Origin of the sequence: Jiella soli (assembly GCF_020615385.1) — a bacterium.
Taxonomy (GTDB): Bacteria; Pseudomonadota; Alphaproteobacteria; order Rhizobiales; family Rhizobiaceae; genus VKMB-3413.
This window is the reverse complement of sequence record NZ_JAJAVB010000016.1, coordinates 1-23,665: the sequence shown is the minus strand read 5'-3', so window position 1 is coordinate 23,665 and position 23,665 is coordinate 1. Positions and strand designations below refer to the sequence as shown.

Genomic DNA, 23,665 nt, shown 5'->3' with positions numbered 1-23,665 from the left:
AGGATCGCGACCGCGCTCGACTTTCGTTCGTTGCGTTTTGCTTTCGCTTTCCGCATGATCGCGCTCCGCCGAGGGAGAAACGCGCCATGCTGTCCGACCGCCAATTGCAGATCCTCGAAGCCGCCAAGCGGTCCGGCCGGGTCGCCGTCGACGACCTCGCCGCGCGCTACGAGGTGTCGGTCCAGACCATCCGCAAGGATCTCAACGATCTCTGCGACCAGCGGCTTCTGACCCGTGTCCATGGCGGCGCGGTGCTGTCCTCTGGCGTCGAAAATGTCGGCTACGACGCGCGGCGGGTGATCGCGGCCGACGAGAAGGCGGCCATCGGCCGGGCGGTCGCCGACCTGATCCCCGACCGCGCCTCATTGTTCATCAACATCGGGACGACGACGGAAGCGGTGGCGCACGCCCTCCTGCGCCACGCCGGGCTGATGGTGATCACCAACAACATCAACGTCGCCACCGCCATGCGCCCCTATCCGGAGATGGAGGTGGTGATCGCCGGAGGCGTCGTGCGCCGCTCCGACGGCGGCATCGTCGGCGAGGCGGCTGTCGACTTCATCCGCCAGTTCAAGGTGGACTTTGCGGTGATCGGCGTCTCGGCGATCGACGGCGACGGCTCGCTGCTCGACTTCGACTACCGGGAGGTGCGGGTCGCGCAGGCGATCATCGGCAATGCACGGCACGTGATCCTGGCCGCCGATTCCTCCAAGTTCGAACGCAGCGCGCCGGTCAGGATCGGCCATCTGACGCAGGTCCACACCTTCGTCACGGATGCCGCGCCGCCAGCGATCCACCGCATCTGCCGGGAGACGGAGATGCGGCTGATCGAGACGGGGCAATCTGCGGAGGCGAGCGCCACCGAAGAGTGACGCAACAGTAATATTTTCGTTTGACCTTCGATTTGGTTTCGCTGTAAGCTTTCTTATATTCGCAATCGCAACCCTAATGCTGCGATGCGAAAAGAGGTGGCCATGCAAGACTACGACGTCTTCATCATCGGCGGGGGAATCAACGGCTGCGGCGTAGCGCGCGACGCGGCCGGCAGAGGCTACCGCGTCGGCCTTGCCGAGATGAACGACCTCGCTTCCGGGACCTCGTCCTGGTCGACCAAGCTGATCCATGGCGGCCTGCGCTATCTCGAACATTACGAGTTCCGCCTCGTGCGCCATGCGCTGATGGAGCGCGAGGTGCTGTGGTCGATCGCGCCGCACATCATCCGGCCGCTACGTTTCGTGCTGCCGCACCACAAGGGCCTCCGCCCCGCCTGGCTGCTTCGCACCGGCCTGTTCCTCTACGACCATATCGGCGGCCGAAAGAAGTTGAAGGCGACGAATTCGGTCGATCTCAAGGGGCCGCTCGGCGCCCCGCTGAAGCCCGAGTTCAGGACCGGCTTCGAATATTCGGACGCCCGCGTCGACGACGCTCGCCTGGTCGTGCTCAATGCACGCGATGCGAAGGCGCGCGGCGCCGACATCATGGTTCGGACCCGGCTGACGGAGGCGCGGCGCGCCGGCGGCCTGTGGCATCTGACGCTCTGCCGGGAAGACGGCAGAACCGTCGAGGCCAGCGCGAAATTCCTGGTCAACACCGGCGGTCCCTGGGTCGACACGATCATCCAGAACGCGCTCGGGCGCAACGAGGCGCGGCACATCCGCCTCGTCCAGGGCTCGCACGTCGTCATGAAGAAGCTCTACGACCACGATCGCGCTTACATCTTCCAGAACGCGGACGGACGGATCATCTTCGCCATTCCCTACGAGGACGATTTCACCCTCGTCGGCACGACCGACCAGGATTATTCCGGCGATCCCGGCAGCGCCGCCATCACCGAATCCGAAATCGACTACCTCCTCTCGGCGGCCAGCGAGTATTTCGCCCAGCCTGTCCTGCGCGACGACATCGTCTGGACCTATTCGGGCGTGCGCCCGCTCTATGACGACGGCGCCTCCAAGGCCCAGGAGGCGACCCGCGACTACGTCCTCAAGGTCGAGGGCGGCAAGGGCGAGGCCTCCATCCTCAACTGCTTCGGCGGCAAGATCACTACCTATCGCGTCCTGTCCGAAGAGGTGCTGGAGCGCATCGGCGAGGCGATCGGGGAAAAAGGCGAGAAATGGACCGGCAAGGCACCGCTTCCGGGCGGCGACTTTCCCGTCGATGCGGTGGCCGATCTCGAAGCCGAGCTGCGCACGCGCCTGCCGGCGCTCGGCGTGCGGACCGTGCGCCGCCTCGTGCGAGCCTACGGCACCGACGTCCGCAAGATTGCGGCGAAGGGAACGCTGGGCGAAGATCTGGGGCATGGTCTGAGCGAGGCCGAAGTGGCCTGGCTGGTCGAACAGGAATGGGCCATCACGGCCAACGACATCTTGTGGCGTCGAACCAAGCTCGGCCTGCGCTTTTCCCGGGAGGAGACGGCGCGGCTCGAAGCACATCTGGTCGATGTCGCAGCGGAACGGAGGACGGCCGCCGAATAGGCACCGTTTGGGAGGACGATGCTGGAACTGCGAAACGTTAGCCGCACTGTCGGTGCGGAGAAGCACATCATCGACGTCTCGCTTCGGCTCGAGCGGTCGACCCTCAACGTCCTGCTCGGGCCGACCCTGTCCGGCAAGACGAGCCTGATGCGGCTCATGGCCGGCCTCGACGCGCCGAGTTCGGGCGCGGTGTTCATGGACGGCAAGGATGTCACCGGCGTGCCCGTGCGCCGGCGCAACGTCGCCATGGTCTACCAGCAGTTCATCAACTACCCGACGCTGACGGTCTACGAGAACATCGCCTCGCCGCTGCGGATCGCCGGTAAGCCGCGGGACGAGATCGACGCGGCGGTGAGGAAGGCAGCCGACCTCCTCAAGATGGCGCCCTATCTCGACCGCACGCCGCTGAACCTTTCGGGCGGCCAGCAGCAGCGCACGGCTCTGGCCAGGGCCCTCGTCAAGAACGCCGATCTCGTGCTTCTCGACGAGCCGCTCGCCAATCTCGACTACAAGCTGCGCGAGGAATTGCGCGAGGAGCTTCCGAAGGTCTTCGCCGAGACCGGCGCGATCTTCGTCTATGCGACGACGGAGCCGCAAGAGGCGCTGCTTCTCGGCGGACGCACGGCGACCCTGTCGAGGGGCCGGGTGACGCAGTTCGGCGACACGACCGAGGTCTATCGCCGGCCGCTCGATCTCATGACGGCGCGAACCTTTTCCGACCCGCCGCTCAACGTCATCGCCGTCGAGAAGGCCGGCAACCGATTCTCCGGGCCGCAGGCGCTCACCTTTGCGGCCACGCCCGAACTCGGCGGTCTTCCCGACGGGCGCTATCGCGTCGGCATCCGGCCGCACCGGCTGACGCTCGGCCACGGGGCGGAGCGCGGCGGCGCCGAGGCGTCCGCGAGTTTCGAGGCGATCGTCTCCCTGACCGAAGTGACGGGCTCGGAGACCTTCATCCACGCCGATTTCGGCAAGGAACGGATCGTCGCGCTCGTCCATGGCGTGCGCCGCGTCGAGGCCGGCGACCGCGTGCGCCTCGCCTTCGATCCGCACCACGTCCTCGTCTTCGACGAGAGCGGATCTGCCGCCGGCGCTCCCGCCGCGCGCGCCGCCTGAGGAGATCCGGAATGGCCCGCATCCGTCTCGACCATATCCGCCACGCCTATTCGCCGGAGCTCGCGAAGGCGAACAATTATGCGCTGCGTGAGGTCGACACCGCATTCGAGGACGGCGGCGCCTATGCGTTGCTCGGCCCGTCCGGCTGTGGGAAGACCACGCTCCTCAACATCATCTCGGGGCTGCTGACGCCGTCCGAAGGCCATGTCCGCTTCGACGACCGCGACGTGACCATGATGTCGCCGGAAGCCCGCAACATCGCGCAGGTCTTTCAGTTTCCGGTGATCTACGACACCATGACGGTGCGCGAGAACCTCGCCTTCCCGCTCAAGAACCGCAAGGTGCCGAAGGCCGAGATAGAGACCCGCGTCGCCGACATGCTCGGCCGCATCGGGCTCGAGGCGAAGGCAGACCGCAAGGCGCGCGGGCTGACCGCGGACGAGAAGCAGAAGATCTCGCTCGGGCGCGGCCTGGTGCGCTCCGACGTCGCGGCGATCCTGTTCGACGAGCCGCTGACCGTCATCGACCCGCATATGAAGTGGCAGCTGCGCTCGGAGCTGAAGAAGCTCCACCGCGAGTTCCAGATGACCATGGTCTACGTCACCCACGACCAGACCGAGGCGCTGACCTTCGCCGACAAGGTGGTGGTCATGTATGCCGGCGAGGTGGTCCAGATCGGCACGCCGGAGGAGCTGTTCGAGCGGCCGAAGCACACCTTCGTCGGCTATTTCATCGGCTCGCCGGGCATGAACGTCCTGCCCTGCAGCCTGGATGACGGCGCCGCGATCGTCTCGGGCGCGCGCGTCCCGCTTCCCGCAGGCGTCGCCGGCCGCCGGCCCGGCCAGACCACCGAACTCGGCATCCGGCCGGAATTCGTGACGCTCGTGCCGCGCGGCCAGGGCATCCCGATCGCGATCGAGAAGGTCGAGGACATCGGCTCGGAACGCATCGTTCGCGCCCGGCTGGGCGACAATCCCTTGAGCGCGATCATGAGCGAGGATGCGTCGATCCCCGCCGAGGCGGACGCGGCCTTCGCGCCGGACGCGCTCAACCTTTACGCCGATTCCTGGCTGGTCGAGCGGAGCTGAGGAAGCGATCCATGGAAAAGACCTGGAACAACAAGGCCTGGTTCTTCGTCCTGCCGGTGCTGGTGCTCGTCGCCTTCTCGGCGGTGATCCCCCTGATGACGGTGGTGAACTATTCGGTCCAGGACAGTTTCGGCAACAACCAGTTCTTCTGGTACGGCGCCGACTGGTTCCGCGAGGTGCTGACCTCCGAGCGCTTCCACGACGCGCTGATCCGCAACCTCCTGTTCTCGGCGATCATCCTCGCCATCGAGGTGCCGCTGGGCATTCTCGTCGCGCTGGCAATGCCCAAGAAGGGCATCTGGGTGCCCGTCTGCCTCGTCCTGATGGCGCTGCCGCTGCTCATTCCCTGGAACGTCGTCGGCACGATCTGGCAGGTTTTCGCGCGCACCGACATCGGCCTTCTCGGCTATACGGTCGATGCGTTGGGCATCGACTACAACTACGTCCGCAACACCTTCGACGCCTGGGTGACGGTGGTCGTCATGGACGTCTGGCACTGGACGAGCCTCGTCGTGCTCCTGTGCTATGCCGGCCTCGTCTCGATCCCCGACGCCTATTACCAGGCCGCCAAGATCGACGGCGCTTCGCGCTGGGCCGTCTTCCGCTACATCCAGCTGCCGAAGATGGGCCGGGTGCTGCTGATCGCCGTCCTCTTGCGCTTCATGGACAGTTTCATGATCTACACCGAGCCCTTCGTCGTCACCGGCGGCGGTCCGGGCAATTCCACGACCTTCCTGTCGATCGACCTCGTGAAACTCGCCATCGGCCAGTTCAACATCGGCGAGGCGGCCGCGATGAGCCTGATCTACTTCCTGATCATTCTGCTCCTGTCATGGATCTTCTACACGGTGATGACGAACGCGGGGAACGACAAGCCGATGACGGGAGGCGGAGAATGAGCGACCACGCGACCACGGCCCATCCAAGCCTGCCGGGCGCCGCCCATTCCGAAAGCGCCATCGCCGCCCGCTCGCGAATAAGGACCGGGCACTTCCGCTGGAAGGCGCTGATCCCGATCGTCTACATCGTCTTCCTGCTCCTGCCGATCTACTGGCTCGTCAACATGAGCTTCAAGACCAATCAGGAGATCCTGGGAACCCTGACGCTCTGGCCGGAGAACCCGACGCTGCACAATTACCGGGTGATCTTCACCGATCCGTCCTGGTACATGGGTTACGTCAACTCGATCATCTATGTCGTCATGAACATGGTGATCTCGGTGGCCGTGGCGCTGCCGGCGGCCTATGCCTTCTCGCGCTACCGGTTCCTCGGCGACAAGCACCTGTTCTTCTGGCTTCTGACCAACCGCATGGCGCCGCCGGCCGTCTTCGCGCTGCCCTTCTTCCAGCTCTATTCGGCCTTCGGGCTGATCGACACCCACATCGCCGTGGCGCTCGCCCACTGCCTGTTCAACGTGCCGCTGGCGGTCTGGATTCTCGAAGGCTTCATGTCGGGGGTCCCGAAGGAGATCGACGAGACCGCCTATATCGACGGCTATTCGTTTCCCAAGTTCTTCTTCAAGATCTTTACCCCGCTGATCGCGTCCGGCATCGGCGTCGCCGCCTTCTTCTGCTTCATGTTCTCCTGGGTCGAGCTCCTGATCGCCCGCACCCTGACCGTGACCGACGCCAAGCCGATCTCGGCGATCATGACGCGTACCGTGTCGGCGTCCGGCATGGACTGGGGGGTGCTTGCCGCGGCTGGGGCGCTGACGATCATCCCGGGGGCGATCGTGATCTGGTTCGTGCGCAACTACATCGCCAAGGGCTTTGCGTTGGGGCGGGTGTGATGGGGAGTGTTGCTTCAAACCTTGCGCGACGCCCCCTCGCCCTTCGCGGCTCGCTTCGCTCGCACCTCAGGATGAAGGGGCGGGGATACGTCGCGCCTTTGTGCCCGGGCTCGTCCCGACCAGCGGAGCAGCAAAACGGACCCCACCTTCTCGGATTTTCAAACGCCGCGGCGTTTCCCCCATTCCCTCATCCTGAGGTGCGAGCTAAGCGACCTCATCCTGAGCGTGTCGAAGGGTCGAAGGGTGAGGGAATGGCGGCACGGCGTGTCGCAATCTCAGTGCAATCTCCAACCTCAGTCCACGATGTCCTCGATCCCAAGCTTCAGAGCCTTGGCCAGCGCGCGAAGCGTCGAAAGACGCGGGTCGATCTTGCGGCTTTCGATGTCGGAGACGCTGGCCGCACGAACACCGGCTTTCGCCGCGAGTTCGGCCTGGGTCAGGCCGACCGACTTGCGCCAGGCGGCGAGCGGGTGAAGCTCGCCGTTGAGCGACGCGAGCACCAGTTCGGAGGGCATGGACGGCGCGCCCTCGTTCTCGATGATCGCTTGTTCAGCGAGTGCCGCGTCGCCGGCATCCTCGACGATCGTCTGATATTCCGCTTCTGTCAGAACGATCAGCTTCTCGCCCTTCAGGTTCACCGCTTCATTCATCCTTGGTCCTCACCGATAGACGTCACGCGGATGGGCGATGCGTATGACATAGATTCCGTCGACCAACTCGAAGACTGCACGCCAGTCGCCGTGCCGGAGTCGGTAACCGGGTTGGCCGAGCTTGATGACGTCGCCCAATCCGGTTTCGGCGTAACGCACAAGCTTCTCGACCATCGCCCTCTGGTCCGCCGCCGGCATCGACTTGAGGCCTTTCCGCGCCGCCTTGGTAAAGCGAACATCCATACGCTTATCCGTCTGAACTCGCGAAAACTATACGCCAAAACGGATAAATCTGCAATGGGAGTAGACGCATGATCGACCTATCCTGGATGGCCTGGACCTGGCCGACGGCGATCTTCTTCATCGTCATCTTTTCGCTGATCGCGCTGATGGGCGTGTGGGAATACGCCGTGCCCGGCGGTTCGCCGCGGGTCGGCATCCTGCGCTTCGAGACGACGCGGGGCGACCGACTGTTCGTGTCGCTGCTCGGCTCGGCCTTCATCTGCCTCGGCTGGCTCTGGGCCACCGATCTGTCGCTCTGGTACGCCCTCGGCGTCTCTGCGCTCTTCTTCATTCTCGTCTTCCGCATCGTCTGAGGCGGAAGGGAACATGGGTTCGGGCCGCCGCCGGTCGGCTCGGATCTCGGGATGGATCGACCGGCTGTCTCAACGGGAGGATATCTTATGAAACGCAGTCTCTGGGTGACCAGTGCGACCATTGCCATCGCGCTCGCCTCCGGACCGGCCTTCGCCGACATGGACGCCGCCAAGAAGTTCCTGGACACCGAGATCAAGGATCTCTCGACGCTACCCCGCGCCGAGCAGGAAAAGGAGATGCAGTGGTTCATCGACGCGGCCAAGCCCTTCCAGGGCATGGACATCAAGGTCGTGTCCGAAACCATCACCACCCATGAATACGAGTCCAAGGTCCTCGCCCCGGCCTTCACCGCCATCACCGGCATCAAGGTCACCCACGACCTGATCGGCGAGGGCGACGTCATCGAGAAGCTCCAGACGCAGATGCAGTCGGGAGAGAACATCTACGACGCCTATGTCAACGATAGCGATCTGATCGGCACCCACTGGCGCTACCAGCAGGTCCGCAACCTCACCGACTTCATGGAGAACGACGGCAAGGACGTCACCAATCCGATGCTCGACGTCGCCGACTATATCGGGACGTCCTTCACCACGGCCCCGGACGGCAAGCTCTACCAGTTGCCGGATCAGCAGTTCGCCAACCTCTACTGGTTCCGCTACGACTGGTTCAACGACGAGAAGAACAAGGCCGACTTCAAGGAGAAGTACGGCTACGACCTCGGCGTTCCAGTCAACTGGTCGGCCTATGAGGATATCGCCGAGTTCTTCACCGGCCGGGAGATCGACGGTCAGAAGGTCTATGGCCACATGGACTACGGCAAGAAGGACCCGTCGCTGGGCTGGCGCTTCACTGACGCCTGGCTGTCGATGGCCGGCAATGGCGACAAGGGCATCCCGAACGGCCTGCCGGTCGACGAATGGGGCATCCGCGTCAACGAGCAGAGCCAGCCGACCGGCTCCTGCGTTGCCCGCGGCGGCGACACCAACGGGCCTGCGGCGGTCTACTCGATCCAGAAATATCTCGACTGGCTGAAGGCGTACGCCCCGCAGGAAGCCCAGGGCATGACCTTCTCCGAGAGCGGTCCGGTGCCGGCGCAGGGCCAGATCGCCCAGCAGATCTTCTGGTACACCGCCTTCACGGCCGACATGGTGAAGGAGGGCCTGCCCGTCGTCGACGAGGAAGGCAATCCGAAGTGGCGCATGGCGCCGTCGCCGCACGGCGTCTACTGGGTCGACGGCATGAAGCTCGGCTATCAGGATGTCGGCTCCTGGACGCTGATGAAGTCGACCCCCGTCGACAGGGCCAAGGCCGCCTGGCTCTACGCCCAGTTCGTCGGCTCGAAGACCGTCGACGTGAAGAAGAGCCACGAGGGCCTGACCTTCACCCGCGAGTCGACGATCCGCGACAAGAGCTTCACCGAGCGTGCGCCCAAGCTCGGCGGCCTCGTCGAGTTCTACCGCTCGCCGGCCCGCAAGCAGTGGTCCCCGACCGGCACCAACGTGCCGGACTATCCGAAGCTCGCCCAGCTCTGGTGGCAAGCGATCGGCGATGCGGCTTCGGGCGCCAAGACCCCGCAGGAAGCCATGGACGCGCTCTGCGCCAACCAGGAGCAGGTGATGAACCGCCTCGAGCGGGCAGGCATCCAGGGCGACATCGGCCCGAAGCTCAACGAAGAGCACGACATGGAATACTGGGTCGAGCAGGCCAAGGCGAACGGCACGCTCGCGCCTCAGCCCAAGAAGGAAAACGAGAAGGAGAAGCCGATCACCGTCTCCTATGACGAACTGGTGAAGAGCTGGCAGGACTCCGAGGCGGCAATGCCCGCCGGCGGAGAGGCCGAGAAGTCGTCGAACTGATCGACGCAGACCGCTAGCGGAGGGCCGGGGCGACCCGGCCTTCCGACATCGACCGAGACGCCATGCCCCCGGAGGAATTCTGATGTCCGGCTACATCCTCGCCATCGATCAGGGAACGACATCGACGCGGGCGATCGTCTTCGACGACACCTTCCGCATCCACGGCATCGGCCAGCAGGAATTTCCCCAGCATTTTCCCCGCTCCGGCTGGGTCGAGCACGATCCGGAGGACATCTGGTCCTCCACCATGGACACAATCCGCGCCGCGCTCGCCGACGCCTCGCTGTCGGCCTCCGACATCGCCGCCATCGGCATCACCAACCAGCGCGAGACGGTGCTGGTCTGGGACCGCGAAAGCGGCAAGCCGATCCACAATGCCATCGTCTGGCAGGACCGGCGCACTTCCGACGTCTGCCGGAAGCTGGTCGAAAACGGCGACGAGCCGATGATCACTGAGAAGACCGGCCTGATCGTCGATCCCTATTTCTCCGGCACCAAGATCGCTTGGCTGCTCGATAAGGTTGAGGGCGCACGCGAAAAGGCCGAGGCGGGAAAGCTCGCCTTCGGCACCGTCGACAGCTTTCTCCTCTGGCGGCTGACGGGCGGCAAGGTCCATGCGACCGACGCGACCAATGCCAGCCGGACACTGCTCTTCGACATCCAGGCGAACGACTGGGACGAGGATCTACTGAAGCTCTTGGGCGTGCCGCGCGCGATGCTGCCGCAGGTGAAGGACTGCGACGCCGACTTCGGGATCACCGACGCCTCGCTCTTCGGCGCCGCGATCCCGATCCTTGGCATGGCCGGCGACCAGCATGCGGCAACCCTCGGCCAGGCCTGCTTTTCGCCGGGCATGCTGAAGTCGACTTATGGCACCGGCTGTTTCGCCGTTCTCAACACGGGCGGCGAGCGGGTCGCCTCGAACAACCGGCTCCTGACGACCATCGCCTACCGGCTCGCCGGCAAGACCTGCTTCGCCCTCGAAGGCTCGATCTTCGTCGCCGGGGCGGCCGTGCAGTGGCTGCGCGACGGGCTGAAGCTGATCGATCGGGCCGACGTCACCGGCCCGATGGCTGTGTCCGCCGACGACAGCCAGGACGTCTTCATGGTGCCGGCCTTCACCGGCCTCGGCGCGCCCTGGTGGGATGCCGAGGCGCGCGGCGCGATCTACGGCCTCACCCGCAAGACCGGCCCGAACGAGGTCGCCCGGGCGGCGCTCGAAGCCGTCTGCTACCAGACCGCCGATCTCCTGACGGCGATGAAGAAGGACTGGTCGCGCGCCGGCGACACCATCCTGAGGGTCGACGGCGGCATGGTGGCGTCCGACTGGACGATGCAGTGCCTGGCGGACCTTCTCGACGCACCGGTCGACCGGCCGGTGGTGCTGGAGACGACCGCGCTCGGGGCCGCGTGGCTGGCCGGCCAGAAGGCCGGCGTCTGGCCGGGCATGGACGGCTTTGCCGAACGCTGGCGGCTGGAGCGGCGCTTCGAGCCGCAGATGGATGCGGTGACGCGCGGCCGGAAGCTGACGGGCTGGGCCGATGCGGTGAAGCGGACGCTGTCGCGGTAGATCCGATCAGGACGTCATGACTGGCGCTGCCGCCGGCGATGGCGGGAAACGCTTGGCGTCCTGTTATGGACAGCGGGATATCCTTGAATTACATTTGGGATATCCTCAAGGAGGCCGCGATGCCGCTTTACGTCAAGGATCCCGAGGTCGGCGAACTCGCCGAACGTCTCGCGAGGCTCAAGCAGACCAGTAAGACGGAGGCCGTGCGCGAGGCGCTGCGTGAGGCGCTGGCTGCGGCAGATCCTCCCAAAGCACCGACGTTTGATGCCGAAACGCGTGCCTATGTCGATCACGCCTTGGAAACCGCTCGAGCGGTCCGGCAGCGATATCCGCCCGGCGGCGATGGTCTGCCTGTGACGAAGGATTGGATCGACAGCCTGTACGAGGATGATTGATGTTCATCGATGCCTCGGCACTCTGCGCCATCTTTCTCGAAGAGGACGATGCCGAGGAAATCCTCGCACGCATGAAGTCGGCCGATCGCCTGATCGTGTCGCCGACTGCACTCTGGGAAGCGGTCGTCTCCTGTTGCCGGCGCATGAACTGGCAGATCGAGGCCGGGAAGGCGGCGATCTTCGACTACCTCGCCGACATGCAGATCGAGATCGTCGCCATCCCGCCCGAAGCCGCAGTGCTCGCCGTCGATGCCTATGCCCGCTACGGCAAGGGCCGGCATCCCGCGAGCCTCAATTTCGGCGACTGCCTCGCCTATGCCTGTGCCCGCCATCTCGACGTCCCGCTGCTCTACAAGGGCGACGACTTCGCCCTGACCGACATCAGCGCCGCCTGAGCCCGACCGGGCGCCAAGGCAGCGAGCCTCCCCCAGGGAGACGTTGACGGCAGCGGCGCGATGAGGTCTGGAAGGCGCGATGCGCATCGGCGGTTTCGCGTCCGTCGGCGAGCGCCATGCAACGATCGACGCCTTCGAAGGACCGTTTCCTTGGCCACCAGAGACATCGTCTTCATCGCGCTCTTCGCCGCCCTGATGGCGGTGCTCGGCGCCTTCCCGCCGCTGATGGTCCCGGCGATCGGCGTGCCGATCACGGCGCAGTCCATGGGGCCGATGCTTGCCGGCGGCATCCTGGGCGCAAGGCGGGGCGCCTTGTCGATGCTCCTCTTCATCGTCCTCGTGGCGATCGGCCTGCCGCTGCTGTCGGGCGGCCGGGGTGGTCTCGCCGTCTTCGCGGGGCCGACCGCCGGCTTCATCTTTGGCTGGATCGCCGCGGCCGCCGTCACGGGCTTCATCGTCGAGCGGTTCTGGACGAGGCTCGGCTTCGTCACCGCCTTCCTGGCGGCCGTCGCCGGCGGAGTCGTGGTCCTCTACGCGATTGGCGTTCCCTGGATCACTGCCGCCGCCGGAGTTTCGCTTGACCGCGCATTCCTGGGCTCGGCCACCTTCATTCCCGGCGACCTCATCAAGGCCGGCGTCGCCGCTGCCGTCATCGTCATGGTCAAGCGGGCCTATCCGCTGATTTCGCCCGACATTGCGACCCGTCGCAGCTGATGGCGCTCCCGGCCGCGGGATCGAACTGCGCGGCGTCAGTGTCGTTCGCGGCGGACGGACCGTCCTCGCCGGCATCGCCCTGACGCTCGCCGAAAGGCGCATCGGCATTATCGGCGCCAACGGCTCCGGCAAGAGCACCTTCGCGCGCCTTCTCAACGGGCTGATCCTGCCGGCGGACGGCGCGGTGACGGTGGATGGTCTCGATACGCGCCGGCAGGCGAAGGCGGTGCGCCGCCGTGTCGGCTTCCTGTTCCAGAACCCGGACAACCAGATCGTCTATCCGACCGTCGGCGAGGATCTCGCCTTCGGCCTCAAGGGCCGCGTCCCCAAGGCGGAGATCCCGCGCCTCGTCTCCGACACGCTCGCCCGTTTCGGCATCCCCGGCTTTGCCGACCGGCTGGTGCACGAACTGTCCGGCGGCGAGCGGCAGATGGTGGCGCTCGCCGGCGTCATGATCGCGGAGCCCGCCTGGCTCGTCCTCGACGAGCCGACGACGCTGCTCGACCTGCGCAATACGCGCCGCGTGATGTCCGCCGTGGGGAGCCTCGACCAGCAGGTCGTCCTCGTCACCCACGATCTCTCGCTTCTGCAGGACTTCGACCGCGTCCTGGTCTTCGAGGAAGGCCGGCTCGCCTTCGACGGTCCGCCGGACGCGGCGATTTCGGCCTATCTGAGGATCATCGGATGATCGGCGGGCTCTACCGACCGGGATCGAGCCCGGTGCACCATGCGCCGGCGGGCGCCAAGCTCCTCGCCCTGATCGGGCTCGGCACCCTCCTCTTCGCCCTGCCCTCGCTCTGGCTTGCGGCCGCGGCGCTTCTCCTCGTCCTCGCCGGCTACGCGGCGGCGCGCCTGCCCGCCTCCCTCGTCATCTCCCAGATCCGACCGGCTCTCTGGATTCTCGTGATCCTCTTCCTCGCGCAGCTCTGGCTGGCATCGCTCGGCGAGGCCGCGCTTCTCGTCCTGCGCTTTGCCGCGCTGATCCTCGCGGCCGGCCTGGTGACCCTGACGACGCGGACCGCGGACATGGTCGCCGTGGTCGAGCGGGGTCTGTCGCCGCTTTCCCGCATCGGGCTCGACGTGGAGAAGACGAGCCTCGCCATCTCGCTGGCGATCCGCTTCATTCCGGCCGTGGCCACGGTTCTCGAGGAGGTGCGGGAGGCGCAGGCCGCGCGCGGCCGCGAGCGTGCCACCTTTGCCCTTGCCGTGCCGGTTATCGTCCGTCTCTTGAAGATGGCGGATCAGGTCGCCGAAGCGATCGATGCGCGAAGCTGACCGAGAGATCGCGGGAGGAAAGATCGGGACAGGCTCCCATCGCCTGCCTGCCCCGGGCCGGACTATGCTAAATGCGGGACCGGCACCGTTCGAACAAGGACTTGGGAGGACCGCCCGATGAGGCTCTTACGACTGACGCTCGCCGCCCTTTTGACGTTGAGCGGCTTCGCGCTCCCGGCTGCGGCCGCAGAGACCGTCAAGATCGGCGTCCTGAAATACGGTACGGTCAACTGGGAACTCGACGCGATGAAGCGCGCCGGGCTCGACGAGAAGAACGGTGTCGACGTCGAGATCGTGCCGTTCGCCGGCGAAGACGCTTCGACCGTCGCCTTCCAGGCCGGCTCGGTCGACATGATCGTCTCCGACTGGCTCTGGGTCTCGCGGATGCGCGCCACCGGCGCCGACTTCACATTCGTGCCCTATTCGACCTCGGTCGGCTCTATGATGGTAGCCGGAGACAGCGCCATCAAGGATCTCGGTGACCTCAAGGGCAAGACGATCGGCGTCGCGGGCGGACCGCTCGACAAGAACTGGCTGCTGATCCAGGCGCTTGCCAAGAAGAAGTACGGTGTCGACCTTTCCGCCGAGAACGACATCGCCTATGCCGCGCCGCCGCTTCTCGCCGCCAAGGCGCAGTCCGGCGAGCTCGATGCCGTCCTGAACTACTGGCACTACGCGGCACGGCTCGAAGCTGCGGGCTTCCGCACGCTGATTTCGGGGACCGACGCGGCGGTGGCGATGGGAACGTCCGGTCCCGTCGCGGCGATCGGCTGGGTGTTCCGCGACGACTTCGCCAAGGCCCATCCCGATGCCATCAAGGGCTTCCTCGCGGCGGACGAGGCCACCAAGGATCTGCTGATGGCCTCGGACGAGGCTTGGCAACAGCTGAAGCCGCTGATGAAGGCCGAAGACGAGGCGACCTTCGAGACCCTGAAGAAGCGTTACCGGGAGGGAATTCCAGCACGGACCGGAGCCGAGGAAGTGGCCGACACCAAGGCGCTCTACAGGCTGCTTGCCGAAATCGGCGGGGAAAAGTTGGTCGGCCCCTCGCCGGAGCTTTCCGAAGGCACCTATTTTTCCGGCGCCAAGAATGGCTCTTGAGGCCGACGCGCCGGTAAGGGCGCGGCGCGACATTTCCAATGGCGCGCCGGCCCTGGTGACGGCGGCGTCGCTGATCGGCCTCCTGGTGCTCTGGTGGCTGATCTCGGTCGTCGCCGACAGCCGGGTCCTGCCCACGCCTCCGGACGTCTTCGCCGCCTTCTGGCGAGACGCCGTCACCGGCGAACTGTTCTTCCATCTGGCGATGACGCTCTACCGGGTGGTCACCGCCTTCGTCCTCGCAATGGTGATCGGGTCCGCCATCGGCATCGCGCTGGGCATGAGCCGCGAGGCCAACCGCTTCTTCGATCCCTGGCTGATCCTCTTCCTCAACATTCCGGCGCTGGTCGTCATCGTCCTCGCCTATATCTGGTTCGGCCTCAACGAGGCGGCCGCGATCGGGGCGATCGCGGTCAACAAGATCCCCAACGTCGTCGTCACCATGCGCGAGGGCGCCCGCGCGCTCGATCCCAGCCTTTCGGAAATGGCGCGGGTCTACCGCTTCGGCCGGAAGAGGACGCTGCGCCACGTCGTCCTGCCCCAGCTGCAGCCCTATTTCGCGGCGGCCTCGCGCTCGGGCATCGCGCTGATCTGGAAGATCGCGCTCGTCGTCGAGCTTCTGGGCCGCTCCAATGGTGTCGGCTTCGAAATCAGTCTCTATTTCCAGCTCTTCGACGTCGCCGCGATCCTCGCCTATACGCTGGCTTTCGTCGCCGTGATGCTTCTCATCGAGTTCCTGCTTGTCCAACCGCTCGAAGCCTATTCCACCCGCTGGCGCGCCCGGCCCGCTTGACGTCCTCATCCGGGACAAGACGTTCCGGACCGTCGAGGGCACGCCGCTTCCTGCCATCGCCGAGATCGCCTTCGCCGTGCCGCCGGCAAGCTTCGCCACGCTGATCGGCCCGTCCGGCTGCGGCAAGACGACGACGCTTCGGATCATCCTCGGCCTCGACACCGACTTTTCCGGGCATCTGTCGCTGCCGGAGAAGGACGGGCGGGTCGCCGCCGTTTTCCAGGAGCCGCGGCTGCTGCCCTGGCGCACGGTCGAGGAGAATGTGCGCCTTGCCCTGCCGGCCAAACTCGAAGGCAGCGACCTCGACGCTCTCTTCGCGACACTCGGCCTTGCGGAGATGCGCGGGCGCTATCCGGGAGAGCTCTCGCTGGGTCTTGCAAGACGCGTCGCGATCGCCCGGGCCTTTGCGATTGAGCCGTCGCTGATCCTCCTCGACGAGCCATTCGTCTCCCTCGACGAACCGACGGCGACGCGGCTCAGGGCGCTGCTCACGGAGGTCTGGTCGGCGCGCCCGACGACGGCGCTGATGGTGACGCACAATCTGCGCGAGGCGCTCGAACTCTCCGACCGGATCGTCTTCCTGACCGAGCGGCCGGCAAGAGTGCGCGGCGTCTATGAGATCAATACGCCGAGGAGCGAGCGTGACCCTGCCTGGCGCGAGGCTACGCTGGCAGCCGTGGCGGAGCGGTTTTCGGGGGTCGCGTCGTGACCGCCACAGGTCAGATCGCGCTTTTTACATCAGTCTGGGAGAAGCCGTCGCCCACGAAAAGCAACGGACAGGCGCGCCGCGTGGCGAGTTCATAGGCGAAGCAGTCGCCGAAGTTGAGCTCCGCCGGATGGTTGCCCTTGCCCCAGCGGCCGTAGGCGTCGCCGACGGCTCGCGCGACCGCGGCTGTAACGGCCTCCACCCCGCGATCCAACTCATCCAAGAGTGCAGACATCTCGTCGAGCAAATCACGCCCGCGCGCGACGATCACGCACTCTGCGAGCGTGCCGGCGGACATGACGCGGTCCGCGTCGGCAGCCAATGCCGAGGCGCAAGCACCATTGTCCGGTTCATCCAGAAGGATTGCCATCAGCGCTGACGTATCGATCGCGATCACCCGGGCAGGCCGTTCTCGTCGTAAAGAAAATCCTGGCTTCTCTCGGCCGAAGGACCAGCTTTCGCCTTCTTGGATGCCGACGCTGAAATCTGCCGGATTGCTGCCAGAAATTCCTCTCGGTTTCTCCGATGGCGCACGGGAGAAAGGCGAACGGCCGGTTTGCCATCTCGGGTCAAGACGATGTCCTCACCCGCCTCGGCCAATCGCAAGAGTTCGGATAGGCGCGTTTCTGCGTCGGACATTGGGATTTCCATCGAACTTCTCTCCAACCTTCCAGCAAATTGGACCGCTGCAGGGTCTTGTTCAACGAAGGTATTCGGATTGCGGGTCGTCATGTGCGCGGACAGATGCGGGCGACCGCAGCTTCCGCTTGACCTCTTACCGCCCGCATCCGACTTTCTCACCCATGAGCACGATTCGATCCGTCTGCGTCTATTGCGGTTCCACGGCGGGGCGCGAGCCCCTCTATATGGAGAGCGGTCGCGCCCTTGGCCGCGCGATCGCGGAAGCCGGCCTGCGCCTCATCTATGGCGGCGGCACGAGGGGCATCATGGGCGCCGTCTCCGACGGTGTCGTCGCCGCGGGCGGGAAGGTCACGGGCATCATCCCGCGCTTCCTGATCGACATGGAGGCGACCGAGCGCGAACTGAAGCGGCTCGACGAGCTCATCGTCACCGAGGACATGCACGAGCGCAAGCTCAAGATGTTCCAGCGCTCCGACGCCTTCGTGGCGTTGCCGGGCGGGATCGGCACGCTGGAGGAACTGGTCGAGATCATGACCTGGAGCCAGCTCGGCCGGCACGAGAAGCCGGTCGTCATCGCCAATGTCGGCGGCTTCTGGGAGCCGCTCTCGGCGCTGTTCGATCACATGAGCGCCGAAGGCTTCATCCACAGGGCCGAGCAGGTGCGCCCGCTGGTGATCGACCGGGTGGAAGACATCGTGCCTTCGATTTTCGACGCCGCCTCGCCAAGTGATGACGACGGCCGGCCAGAGATCATCGAGCGGCTCTGAGGCCGCCACGGGCCGGGTGCCAGTCGGCGGGCCCGCGCGCCCACAACTTGCGGCAGGCGACGAAAATCCTATGTCGGTGATCGGGACAGCGCCTCCAGGCCTGTCCCGCTTCTATTTTACCCGAGGAGATCCGCCGCCCATGGACGACCAGCGCACGACGCCCAAGCTCGAAGTCCGCACCGCCGAAAAGAGTGACGTCGCCGCGATCATCGCCCTGTCGGCCAAGGTCTTCCGCGACGAGCCGGCCTATACGCGCGGCATGATCCTCGGCCAGCTCTCGGCCTTTCCCGAAGGCCAGTTCGTCGTCGTCTACGAAGGCGAGATCGTCGGCTATGCCTCGACCATGATGCTGCCGGAGGCGAAGGCGCTCGGTCCGCACACCTGGGCGGAGGTGACGGGCGGCGGCTATGCCGCCATGCACGACCGGCGGGGCGACTGGCTCTACGGTACCGAGGTCTGCGTCGATCCCGAGCGCCGGCGCCTGAGGATCGGCAAGCGGCTCTACGACGCGCGCCGCCGGCTCTGCCAGGACCTCGACCTGAAGGGCATCGCCTTCGGCGGACGCATGCCGGGCTACAAGCGCCATCAAAAGAAGTACGGCTCGGCCGATGCCTATCTCGAGGCAATCAAGGCAAACGAGGTGAAGGACCCCGTCGCCTCCTTCCATCTCAATGCCGGCTTCGAGCCGATCCGGCTCCTGAAGGGCTATTATCCGACGGACACCGCATCGGGCGGCTATGGCGTCCTGATGGTCTGGCGCAATCCCTATTACGACCCCGTCCGCGAGGAGCAGCCGGTCAACCGGTCGAACCCGGACGTCGTGCGCGTCGTCACCGTGCAGATGAAGGCGCGGCAGATCGCCAAGCCCGACGACTTCTACAAGGCGGTCGAATATTTCGTCGAGGTCGCGGCCGACTATGACGGCGACTTCGTCGTATTCCCCGAGCTGTTCACCCTGATGCTCCTCTCCTGCGAACCGGAGGAGCTGAAGCCCGAGGCGGCGATCCAGCGGCTGACCGAGCACACGCCGGAATTCGTCAAGCGGCTGACGGAGATGGCGATCCGGCGCAACATCAACATCATCGGCGGCAGCCACGCGACCAAGACCGAGGACGGCGACATCCAGAATGTCGGCTATGTCTTCCTGCGCGACGGTTCCGTCCATGCGCGCGAGAAGATCCATCCGACGCCGAACGAGCGGCAGTACTGGCAGATCAAGGGCGGCGACCCGATCGACACGATCGAGACGGACTGCGGCCCGATCGGCATCATGATCTGCTATGATTCCGAGTTCCCGGAGGTCGCGCGCCGCCTGTCGGATCAGGGCGCGCGCATCCTCTTCGTGCCGTTCAACACCGACACCCGCCACGGCTATCTGAGGGTCCGCTACTGCTGCCAGGCCCGCGCAATCGAGAACCAGTGCTACGTCGTCACCTCCGGCATGACCGGCAATCTCGGAAATGTCGACAATCTCGACATCGAATACGCTCAGTCCGGCATCTTCACCCCGTGCGACTTCCCTTTCGCCAGGGACGGCATCGCGGCCGAAACGTCCGAGAATGTCGAGATGGTCGCGGTCGCCGACCTCAACCTGTCGACGCTGTCCTGGGCGCGCTACGAGGGCTCGGTGCGCAACTTCCGCGACCGCCGGCTGGACCTCTACCGGACCAAGTGGTCGGACGGGGGGTGAGGCCGGCGCGGCGCCGGCCGCCGCGCCCGGCAAGCCTGATCGAGAGCTATTCAGCCGCGACTGCAGCCGCGCCCTTGGGCGTTCGAATGCCCTTCTCCTCCAGGATCGGCAGAACCTCGTCCCGGAAATACGGGAACTCCTCGACATAATCGAGGAAGGACAGGGTCGTGCCGCGGAACCCCGCGGCATGCAGGCTGAGGATGCCTTCCGCCACCTGCGCCGGCGTTCCGATCAGCGGGAAGCCGCCATGGCCCGCCGCCATTCGGTCGCGGATCAGCGCCAACAGGTCGTGCGGGAAAGACTGGGCGTTGGCGAATTGCAGGTTCACGAGATTGTCCACCGCTTCCCAGTCCGCCTGCTCGCTGGCGTACCAGTCGTGGAACTCGCGCGCCTCCTTCTCGCTCGGCCGGCAGCAGACATGGGAGAAGGTCAGCACCTCGACCTGGCGGCCGACCGCCTCCGCCTGCCCCTTCAGTGCGGCAACCTCGTCGCGTGAACGACCGAGATCGATAGCCGGCGTGAACAGGAAGTCGGCATTGCGTACGGCAAACGCCCGACCTTGCGGCGAGCCCGCCGCATTGATGATCGGTGGCCGGCCGCTGACCGGCCTCGGATCGCCGGCAATGCCCTTCAGCGTGAAGTAGTCGCCGTTCCAGTCGAAGCTGCCGTCCGTCGCCCACAACTTCTGGACGATGTCGAACCATTCCTGCGCATAGCCGTAGCGCGTCTCGTGGTCGTCCGGCAGTTGGAGTCCCAGCGCCTCGTATTCGGGCCTGTTCCAGCCGGCGACGATGTTGAGGCCGGCGCGCCCGCCCGAGATATGATCGATCGTCGCCATCTGCTTCGCTGCGACGACGGGATGGTTGGCGACGGTATGAAGCGTCGCGAAGACCGACAGGTTCTTCGTGGAGGCGAGCAGGCCGGCGGCCCAGGTCATCGTCTCCAGGACGCCGCCATGGAAGTTGGTCTCGCCGCCATAGCCGATCCAGCGCGCGATCGGCAGCATGAAGTCGATGCCGGCGGCATCGAACAGCTGTGCCAGCTTGAGATTGTTCTCCCAGGAATTCTTCCAGCGCTCTTCGACCTTGGTGACGGTCATGCCGCTGGAACAGTTGCTGGAAAAGCTGCCGAGCAGAAAATCCCGGCTGGTCAACATGGGGCGCATCACGACTCTCCAATCTCCATTAATGATGAGCCGGAGAGGCGATCGAGACCGGTCACACGGGCCCTGACCAACCTTCCCCCGACCGGCCGCTGCTTAGACAGCGGTACCGTGAAGGAAGGGTAGGCCTAGGCATCACATTCTTTCAAGCTTAAACTATCGGCGGCATTCTGGCTCGGATCCCGGCGTTATTGCTGCGGCAGGCAAAGGAGCCAATGCAGGACGCGCCCCTCGCCGGCCCCGAAGCAGCGTCACCGTGTAGAGCGCCAGCGCCGTCCAGATGAAGGCGAAGGCGACGAGCTGCCATGCGTCGAACGGCTCGCCGAACAGGAACACGGCGCAGAAGAACAGAAGCGTCGGCACGATATATTGCAGGATGCCGACCGTCGCGAAGTCGAGGAGCCGGGCGCCTGCGGCGAACAGGATCAGCGGGATCGCGGTCAGCGGCCCGGCGCCGATCAGCAGCGCGGTCTCAGGCCCATTGTCGAGGAAATGGGTCTCGCCGGGCAGGAAGGCCAGGACGAGGAGCGACGGGATCGCCAGGATGACGACTTCGAGCGTGAACCCCTCGCTGGCACCCACCGGGACGGTCTTGCGCAACAGGCCGTAGGTCCCGAAGCTCATGGCGAGCACCAGCGAGATCCAGGGCAGCCCCCCCGCCTTCACCGTCATCAGAACGACGCCGGTCGCCGCGAGGGCGATCGCGACGCCCTGCAGCCGGGTCGGCCGTTCGCCGAGGACGACGGCGCCGAGGACGACGTTGACCAGCGGGTTGATGTAGTAGCCGAGCGCCGCCTCCAGCGCATGGCCGGAGACGATTGCATAGACATAGGTGCCCCAGTTCACCGAGATGAGCGTCGCCGTCAGCATGGCCAGCGCCACCGTCCGGGGATTGCGCAGATGCCGGGTGAAGCCGCGCAGCAGCCCCTGCCACCACAGGATCAGAACAGCGAAGGGAATCGCCCAGACGATGCGATGCGCCACGATCTCGAGCGGCGAGACGTGGTCGAGCAGCTTCATGTAGATGGGGAAGATGCCGCCCCAGAGGCAATAGGCGGCCAGGGCGTAGGACAGGCCCCGGCGGCGGTCTGCGGCGGAATCCGCTTGCATGATGGGTGACGGCTCACATGACGCGTGGAACGAGCCGCCGCTCTATCAAAGCCTTAGCCGCGGCTCCAGCCGGTTTCTGGTGATCGCTGCGATCAGATCCATTGATGCGTGAGGCTCAGCCTCTGCCGGCGAACCGATCGGTCGCACGGATCAGCCTGTCGAGGATACCCGGCTCGGAGAATGCGTGGCCGGCGCCCTCCACCAGATGGAACTCCGCGTCCGGCCAGGCCTTCGACAGGAGCCAGGCGTAGCGCGCCGGGCACGGCATGTCGTAGCGGCCGTGGACGATGACGCCGGGAATGCCCTTCAGACGGTGGGCGTCGCGCAGAAGCTGCCCCTCCTCCAGCCAGCCGGCGTGCACGAAATAATGGTTCTCGATCCGCGCGAAAGCCAGCGCGAAATGGCCGTCCGAGAAGTCCTGGCTGAGCCCCTCGTCGGGCATCAGCGTGATCGTCTCGCCCTCCCAGATCGCCCAGCTCTTGGCCGCCGCCAACTGCTCGGCGGGGTCCTCGCCCACGAGCCGCCGGCGATAGGCCATCATCATCTCGCCCCGCTCTTCCTCGGGGATCGGAGCCTGGAAGCGTTCCCACTTTTCCGGAAACATCTCGGAGACGCCGAACTGATAGTACCAGTCGAGTTCGGCCCGTGTGAGGGTGTAGACGCCGCGCACGATCAGTTCGCTGACATGGTCCGGATGCGTCTCGGCATAGGCGAGCGCCAGGGTCGAGCCCCAGGACCCGCCGAAGACCTGCCATGTCTCGGCGCCCACCATCTGCCGCAGCCGTTCGATATCCGCGACGAGGTACCAGGTCGTATTGGCCTCCAGCGAGGCGTGCGGGGTGGAGCGGCCGCAGCCACGCTGGTCGAAGATCAGGACGTCGTAGCGCGCGGGATCGAAGAGCCGGCGATGGACGGGCTGGGCGCCGCCGCCCGGACCGCCATGCAGGAAGACGACGGGCTTGGCGCCCTTGGTGCCGCAGCGCTCCCAATAGATCCGGTGGCCGTCGCCGACGTCGAGCATGCCGCTGTCGAAGGGTTCGATCTCCGGATAAAGTCCGCGCAACTCGCTCATGCGACCGGTCCCTGCAGCGGCATTTCGTCCTCGCCGGGTCGGTCCGGATGCTGACGGGATACGAGCTTGGAGAGATAGGGGTTGCTCTCGACATCCGCCTCGGTCGAACGCTCCGGCAATTCGTGCAGGCCGTCGACATAGGCGATCTTCGCCTCGGTGCCGAACTGGATCGCCGGCGCGACGGCCGCGGGATCGTCGAACGCGCCGATCGCAAGCGCGATCCCGTCCGGCGCCTCATAGGTCAGCGGCGTCCCGCAATCCTCGCAGAACCCCCGCTGGACGAGATTGGAGGACCGGAAGCGCTTCGGCTCCCGCCTGGTCCAGGCGAGCGCGCCGTCCGGCACCGAAACGAGCGGGGCGTAGAAGCTGCCGAACGCCTTCTGGCACATGCGGCAATGGCAGATCGAGGCCTGGCCGAGCCCGCCCTCGACCCGGAAGCGCACCGCCCCGCATTGGCATCCGCCCGTGAAGATCGTCATGTCCTGTTCCCCCGTCGGCATCCGGCACGCGGCCAGCCGCCGATATAGCCTCCGGCGGCAAGGAAGGAAATCGGGGAGAGCCCGGCAGGAGGCATCTGTCTGACAGGCTCGGTCGTGCCGACCCGCGTGACGACTTTCGTCCCTTTCATTAGCAAATGTGGCCCAAGCCCTAGCACTACTTTGGCAGTTTTGGATCGGTAACATTCACGATTAGCCTTGCGCAG

Annotated in this window: 27 protein-coding genes; 19 read left to right on the top strand and 8 right to left on the bottom strand. The window is 65.6% G+C overall.

All coding sequences use genetic code 11. The features are described from left to right. The first annotated feature begins 86 nt into the window (after nucleotides 1-86). The 6 genes from LH400_RS09625 (at nucleotide 87) to LH400_RS09600 (ending at nucleotide 6,467) form a co-directional block, all read left to right on the top strand. On the top strand, nucleotides 87-872 hold the full coding sequence (locus tag LH400_RS09625) for a DeoR/GlpR family DNA-binding transcription regulator (protein WP_229152464.1): 786 nt from the start codon (nucleotides 87-89) through the stop codon (nucleotides 870-872). Between the two features lie 102 nt (nucleotides 873-974). Then, nucleotides 975-2,474 (top strand): glycerol-3-phosphate dehydrogenase, encoded by a 1,500-nt coding sequence (gene glpD / locus LH400_RS09620; protein ID WP_229152463.1) that lies wholly within the window; start codon nucleotides 975-977, stop codon nucleotides 2,472-2,474. Between the two features lie 18 nt (nucleotides 2,475-2,492). Then, nucleotides 2,493-3,590, top strand: a complete 1,098-nt coding sequence (locus LH400_RS09615) for an ABC transporter ATP-binding protein (protein ID WP_229152462.1) — start codon at nucleotides 2,493-2,495, stop codon at nucleotides 3,588-3,590. Between the two features lie 11 nt (nucleotides 3,591-3,601). Beyond that, the gene (locus LH400_RS09610) at nucleotides 3,602-4,678 is read left to right on the top strand and encodes an ABC transporter ATP-binding protein (protein WP_229152461.1); all 1,077 of its coding nucleotides are present in this window, start codon (nucleotides 3,602-3,604) and stop codon (nucleotides 4,676-4,678) included. Nucleotides 4,679-4,689: 11 nt separating this feature from the next. Continuing rightward, nucleotides 4,690-5,577, top strand: coding sequence for a carbohydrate ABC transporter permease (locus tag LH400_RS09605; RefSeq protein WP_229152460.1), 888 nt, complete (start codon nucleotides 4,690-4,692; stop codon nucleotides 5,575-5,577). Beyond that, nucleotides 5,574-6,467 (top strand): carbohydrate ABC transporter permease, encoded by an 894-nt coding sequence (locus tag LH400_RS09600; RefSeq protein ID WP_229152459.1) that lies wholly within the window; start codon nucleotides 5,574-5,576, stop codon nucleotides 6,465-6,467. The genes LH400_RS09605 and LH400_RS09600 overlap by 4 nt, the downstream gene beginning before the upstream one ends. A gap of 293 nt (nucleotides 6,468-6,760) precedes the next feature. On the opposite strand, the gene LH400_RS09595 is transcribed toward LH400_RS09600, so the two are convergent. Together LH400_RS09595 and LH400_RS09590 are read right to left on the bottom strand one after the other, a co-directional pair. Then, complete coding sequence (locus LH400_RS09595) at nucleotides 6,761-7,117, bottom strand: helix-turn-helix transcriptional regulator (RefSeq protein WP_229152458.1); 357 nt, start codon at nucleotides 7,115-7,117, stop codon at nucleotides 6,761-6,763. Between the two features lie 9 nt (nucleotides 7,118-7,126). After that, nucleotides 7,127-7,360: a type II toxin-antitoxin system RelE family toxin gene (locus LH400_RS09590; RefSeq protein WP_229152457.1), complete on the bottom strand. Its 234-nt coding sequence runs from the start codon at nucleotides 7,358-7,360 to the stop codon at nucleotides 7,127-7,129. Between the two features lie 68 nt (nucleotides 7,361-7,428). Here LH400_RS09590 and LH400_RS09585 point away from each other — a divergent pair, with 68 nt between their 5' ends. From LH400_RS09585 to LH400_RS09535, 11 genes are all read left to right on the top strand, one after another. Continuing rightward, the gene (locus LH400_RS09585; protein ID WP_229152456.1) at nucleotides 7,429-7,713 is read left to right on the top strand and encodes a DUF2160 domain-containing protein; all 285 of its coding nucleotides are present in this window, start codon (nucleotides 7,429-7,431) and stop codon (nucleotides 7,711-7,713) included. 87 nt (nucleotides 7,714-7,800) lie between these two features. Then, entirely contained in the window at nucleotides 7,801-9,573 is a 1,773-nt protein-coding gene (locus LH400_RS09580; protein WP_229152455.1) for an ABC transporter substrate-binding protein, read from the top strand. 82 nt (nucleotides 9,574-9,655) lie between these two features. Continuing rightward, nucleotides 9,656-11,143 carry a glycerol kinase GlpK gene (glpK, locus tag LH400_RS09575; protein WP_229152454.1) on the top strand — a complete coding sequence of 496 codons (1,488 nt, stop codon included), beginning with the start codon at nucleotides 9,656-9,658 and terminating at the stop codon, nucleotides 11,141-11,143. An 83-nt stretch (nucleotides 11,144-11,226) separates the two neighbouring features. Further along, nucleotides 11,227-11,538, top strand: a complete 312-nt coding sequence (locus LH400_RS09570) for a type II toxin-antitoxin system VapB family antitoxin (protein WP_229152453.1) — start codon at nucleotides 11,227-11,229, stop codon at nucleotides 11,536-11,538. Continuing rightward, nucleotides 11,538-11,933: a type II toxin-antitoxin system VapC family toxin gene (locus tag LH400_RS09565; protein ID WP_229152452.1), complete on the top strand. Its 396-nt coding sequence runs from the start codon at nucleotides 11,538-11,540 to the stop codon at nucleotides 11,931-11,933. Before LH400_RS09570 ends, LH400_RS09565 begins: the two co-directional genes overlap by 1 nt. 150 nt (nucleotides 11,934-12,083) lie before the next feature. After that, the gene (locus LH400_RS09560; RefSeq protein ID WP_229152451.1) at nucleotides 12,084-12,647 is read left to right on the top strand and encodes a biotin transporter BioY; all 564 of its coding nucleotides are present in this window, start codon (nucleotides 12,084-12,086) and stop codon (nucleotides 12,645-12,647) included. Further along, on the top strand, nucleotides 12,628-13,335 hold the full coding sequence (locus tag LH400_RS09555; protein WP_229152450.1) for an energy-coupling factor ABC transporter ATP-binding protein: 708 nt from the start codon (nucleotides 12,628-12,630) through the stop codon (nucleotides 13,333-13,335). The genes LH400_RS09560 and LH400_RS09555 overlap by 20 nt, the downstream gene beginning before the upstream one ends. Then, the gene (locus LH400_RS09550) at nucleotides 13,332-13,922 is read left to right on the top strand and encodes an energy-coupling factor transporter transmembrane component T family protein (protein ID WP_229152449.1); all 591 of its coding nucleotides are present in this window, start codon (nucleotides 13,332-13,334) and stop codon (nucleotides 13,920-13,922) included. Before LH400_RS09555 ends, LH400_RS09550 begins: the two co-directional genes overlap by 4 nt. Nucleotides 13,923-14,039: 117 nt before the next feature. Continuing rightward, complete coding sequence (locus tag LH400_RS09545) at nucleotides 14,040-15,023, top strand: ABC transporter substrate-binding protein (protein ID WP_229152448.1); 984 nt, start codon at nucleotides 14,040-14,042, stop codon at nucleotides 15,021-15,023. 52 nt (nucleotides 15,024-15,075) lie between these two features. Continuing rightward, on the top strand, nucleotides 15,076-15,813 hold the full coding sequence (locus LH400_RS09540) for an ABC transporter permease (RefSeq protein ID WP_370638371.1): 738 nt from the start codon (nucleotides 15,076-15,078) through the stop codon (nucleotides 15,811-15,813). Then, on the top strand, nucleotides 15,782-16,522 hold the full coding sequence (locus LH400_RS09535; RefSeq protein WP_370638370.1) for an ABC transporter ATP-binding protein: 741 nt from the start codon (nucleotides 15,782-15,784) through the stop codon (nucleotides 16,520-16,522). Before LH400_RS09540 ends, LH400_RS09535 begins: the two co-directional genes overlap by 32 nt. Before the next feature lie 10 nt (nucleotides 16,523-16,532). On the opposite strand, the gene LH400_RS09530 is transcribed toward LH400_RS09535, so the two are convergent. Together LH400_RS09530 and LH400_RS09525 are read right to left on the bottom strand one after the other, a co-directional pair. Next, a complete protein-coding gene (locus LH400_RS09530; RefSeq protein ID WP_229152445.1) occupies nucleotides 16,533-16,916 on the bottom strand; it encodes a type II toxin-antitoxin system VapC family toxin in 384 nt (127 codons plus the stop codon). Further along, nucleotides 16,913-17,158, bottom strand: a complete 246-nt coding sequence (locus LH400_RS09525) for a type II toxin-antitoxin system Phd/YefM family antitoxin (RefSeq protein WP_229152444.1) — start codon at nucleotides 17,156-17,158, stop codon at nucleotides 16,913-16,915. The genes LH400_RS09530 and LH400_RS09525 overlap by 4 nt, the downstream gene beginning before the upstream one ends. Nucleotides 17,159-17,322: 164 nt before the next feature. Between LH400_RS09525 and LH400_RS09520 the strand changes: the two genes are divergently transcribed. Both LH400_RS09520 and LH400_RS09515 read left to right on the top strand, forming a co-directional pair. Then, complete coding sequence (locus LH400_RS09520) at nucleotides 17,323-17,928, top strand: LOG family protein (RefSeq protein WP_229152443.1); 606 nt, start codon at nucleotides 17,323-17,325, stop codon at nucleotides 17,926-17,928. A gap of 139 nt (nucleotides 17,929-18,067) precedes the next feature. Then, a complete protein-coding gene (locus LH400_RS09515; protein WP_229152442.1) occupies nucleotides 18,068-19,618 on the top strand; it encodes a bifunctional GNAT family N-acetyltransferase/carbon-nitrogen hydrolase family protein in 1,551 nt (516 codons plus the stop codon). A 46-nt stretch (nucleotides 19,619-19,664) separates the two neighbouring features. On the opposite strand, the gene LH400_RS09510 is transcribed toward LH400_RS09515, so the two are convergent. From LH400_RS09510 to LH400_RS09495, 4 genes are all read right to left on the bottom strand, one after another. After that, nucleotides 19,665-20,783, bottom strand: a complete 1,119-nt coding sequence (locus LH400_RS09510) for an LLM class flavin-dependent oxidoreductase (RefSeq protein ID WP_229152441.1) — start codon at nucleotides 20,781-20,783, stop codon at nucleotides 19,665-19,667. A 153-nt stretch (nucleotides 20,784-20,936) separates the two neighbouring features. Next, nucleotides 20,937-21,890 (bottom strand): EamA family transporter RarD, encoded by a 954-nt coding sequence (gene rarD, locus LH400_RS09505; protein WP_229152440.1) that lies wholly within the window; start codon nucleotides 21,888-21,890, stop codon nucleotides 20,937-20,939. A gap of 115 nt (nucleotides 21,891-22,005) precedes the next feature. After that, entirely contained in the window at nucleotides 22,006-22,962 is a 957-nt protein-coding gene (gene pip / locus LH400_RS09500; RefSeq protein WP_229152439.1) for a prolyl aminopeptidase, read from the bottom strand. Further along, nucleotides 22,959-23,441, bottom strand: coding sequence for a GFA family protein (locus LH400_RS09495; protein ID WP_229152438.1), 483 nt, complete (start codon nucleotides 23,439-23,441; stop codon nucleotides 22,959-22,961). Before LH400_RS09495 ends, pip begins: the two co-directional genes overlap by 4 nt. Nucleotides 23,442-23,665 lie beyond the last annotated feature (224 nt).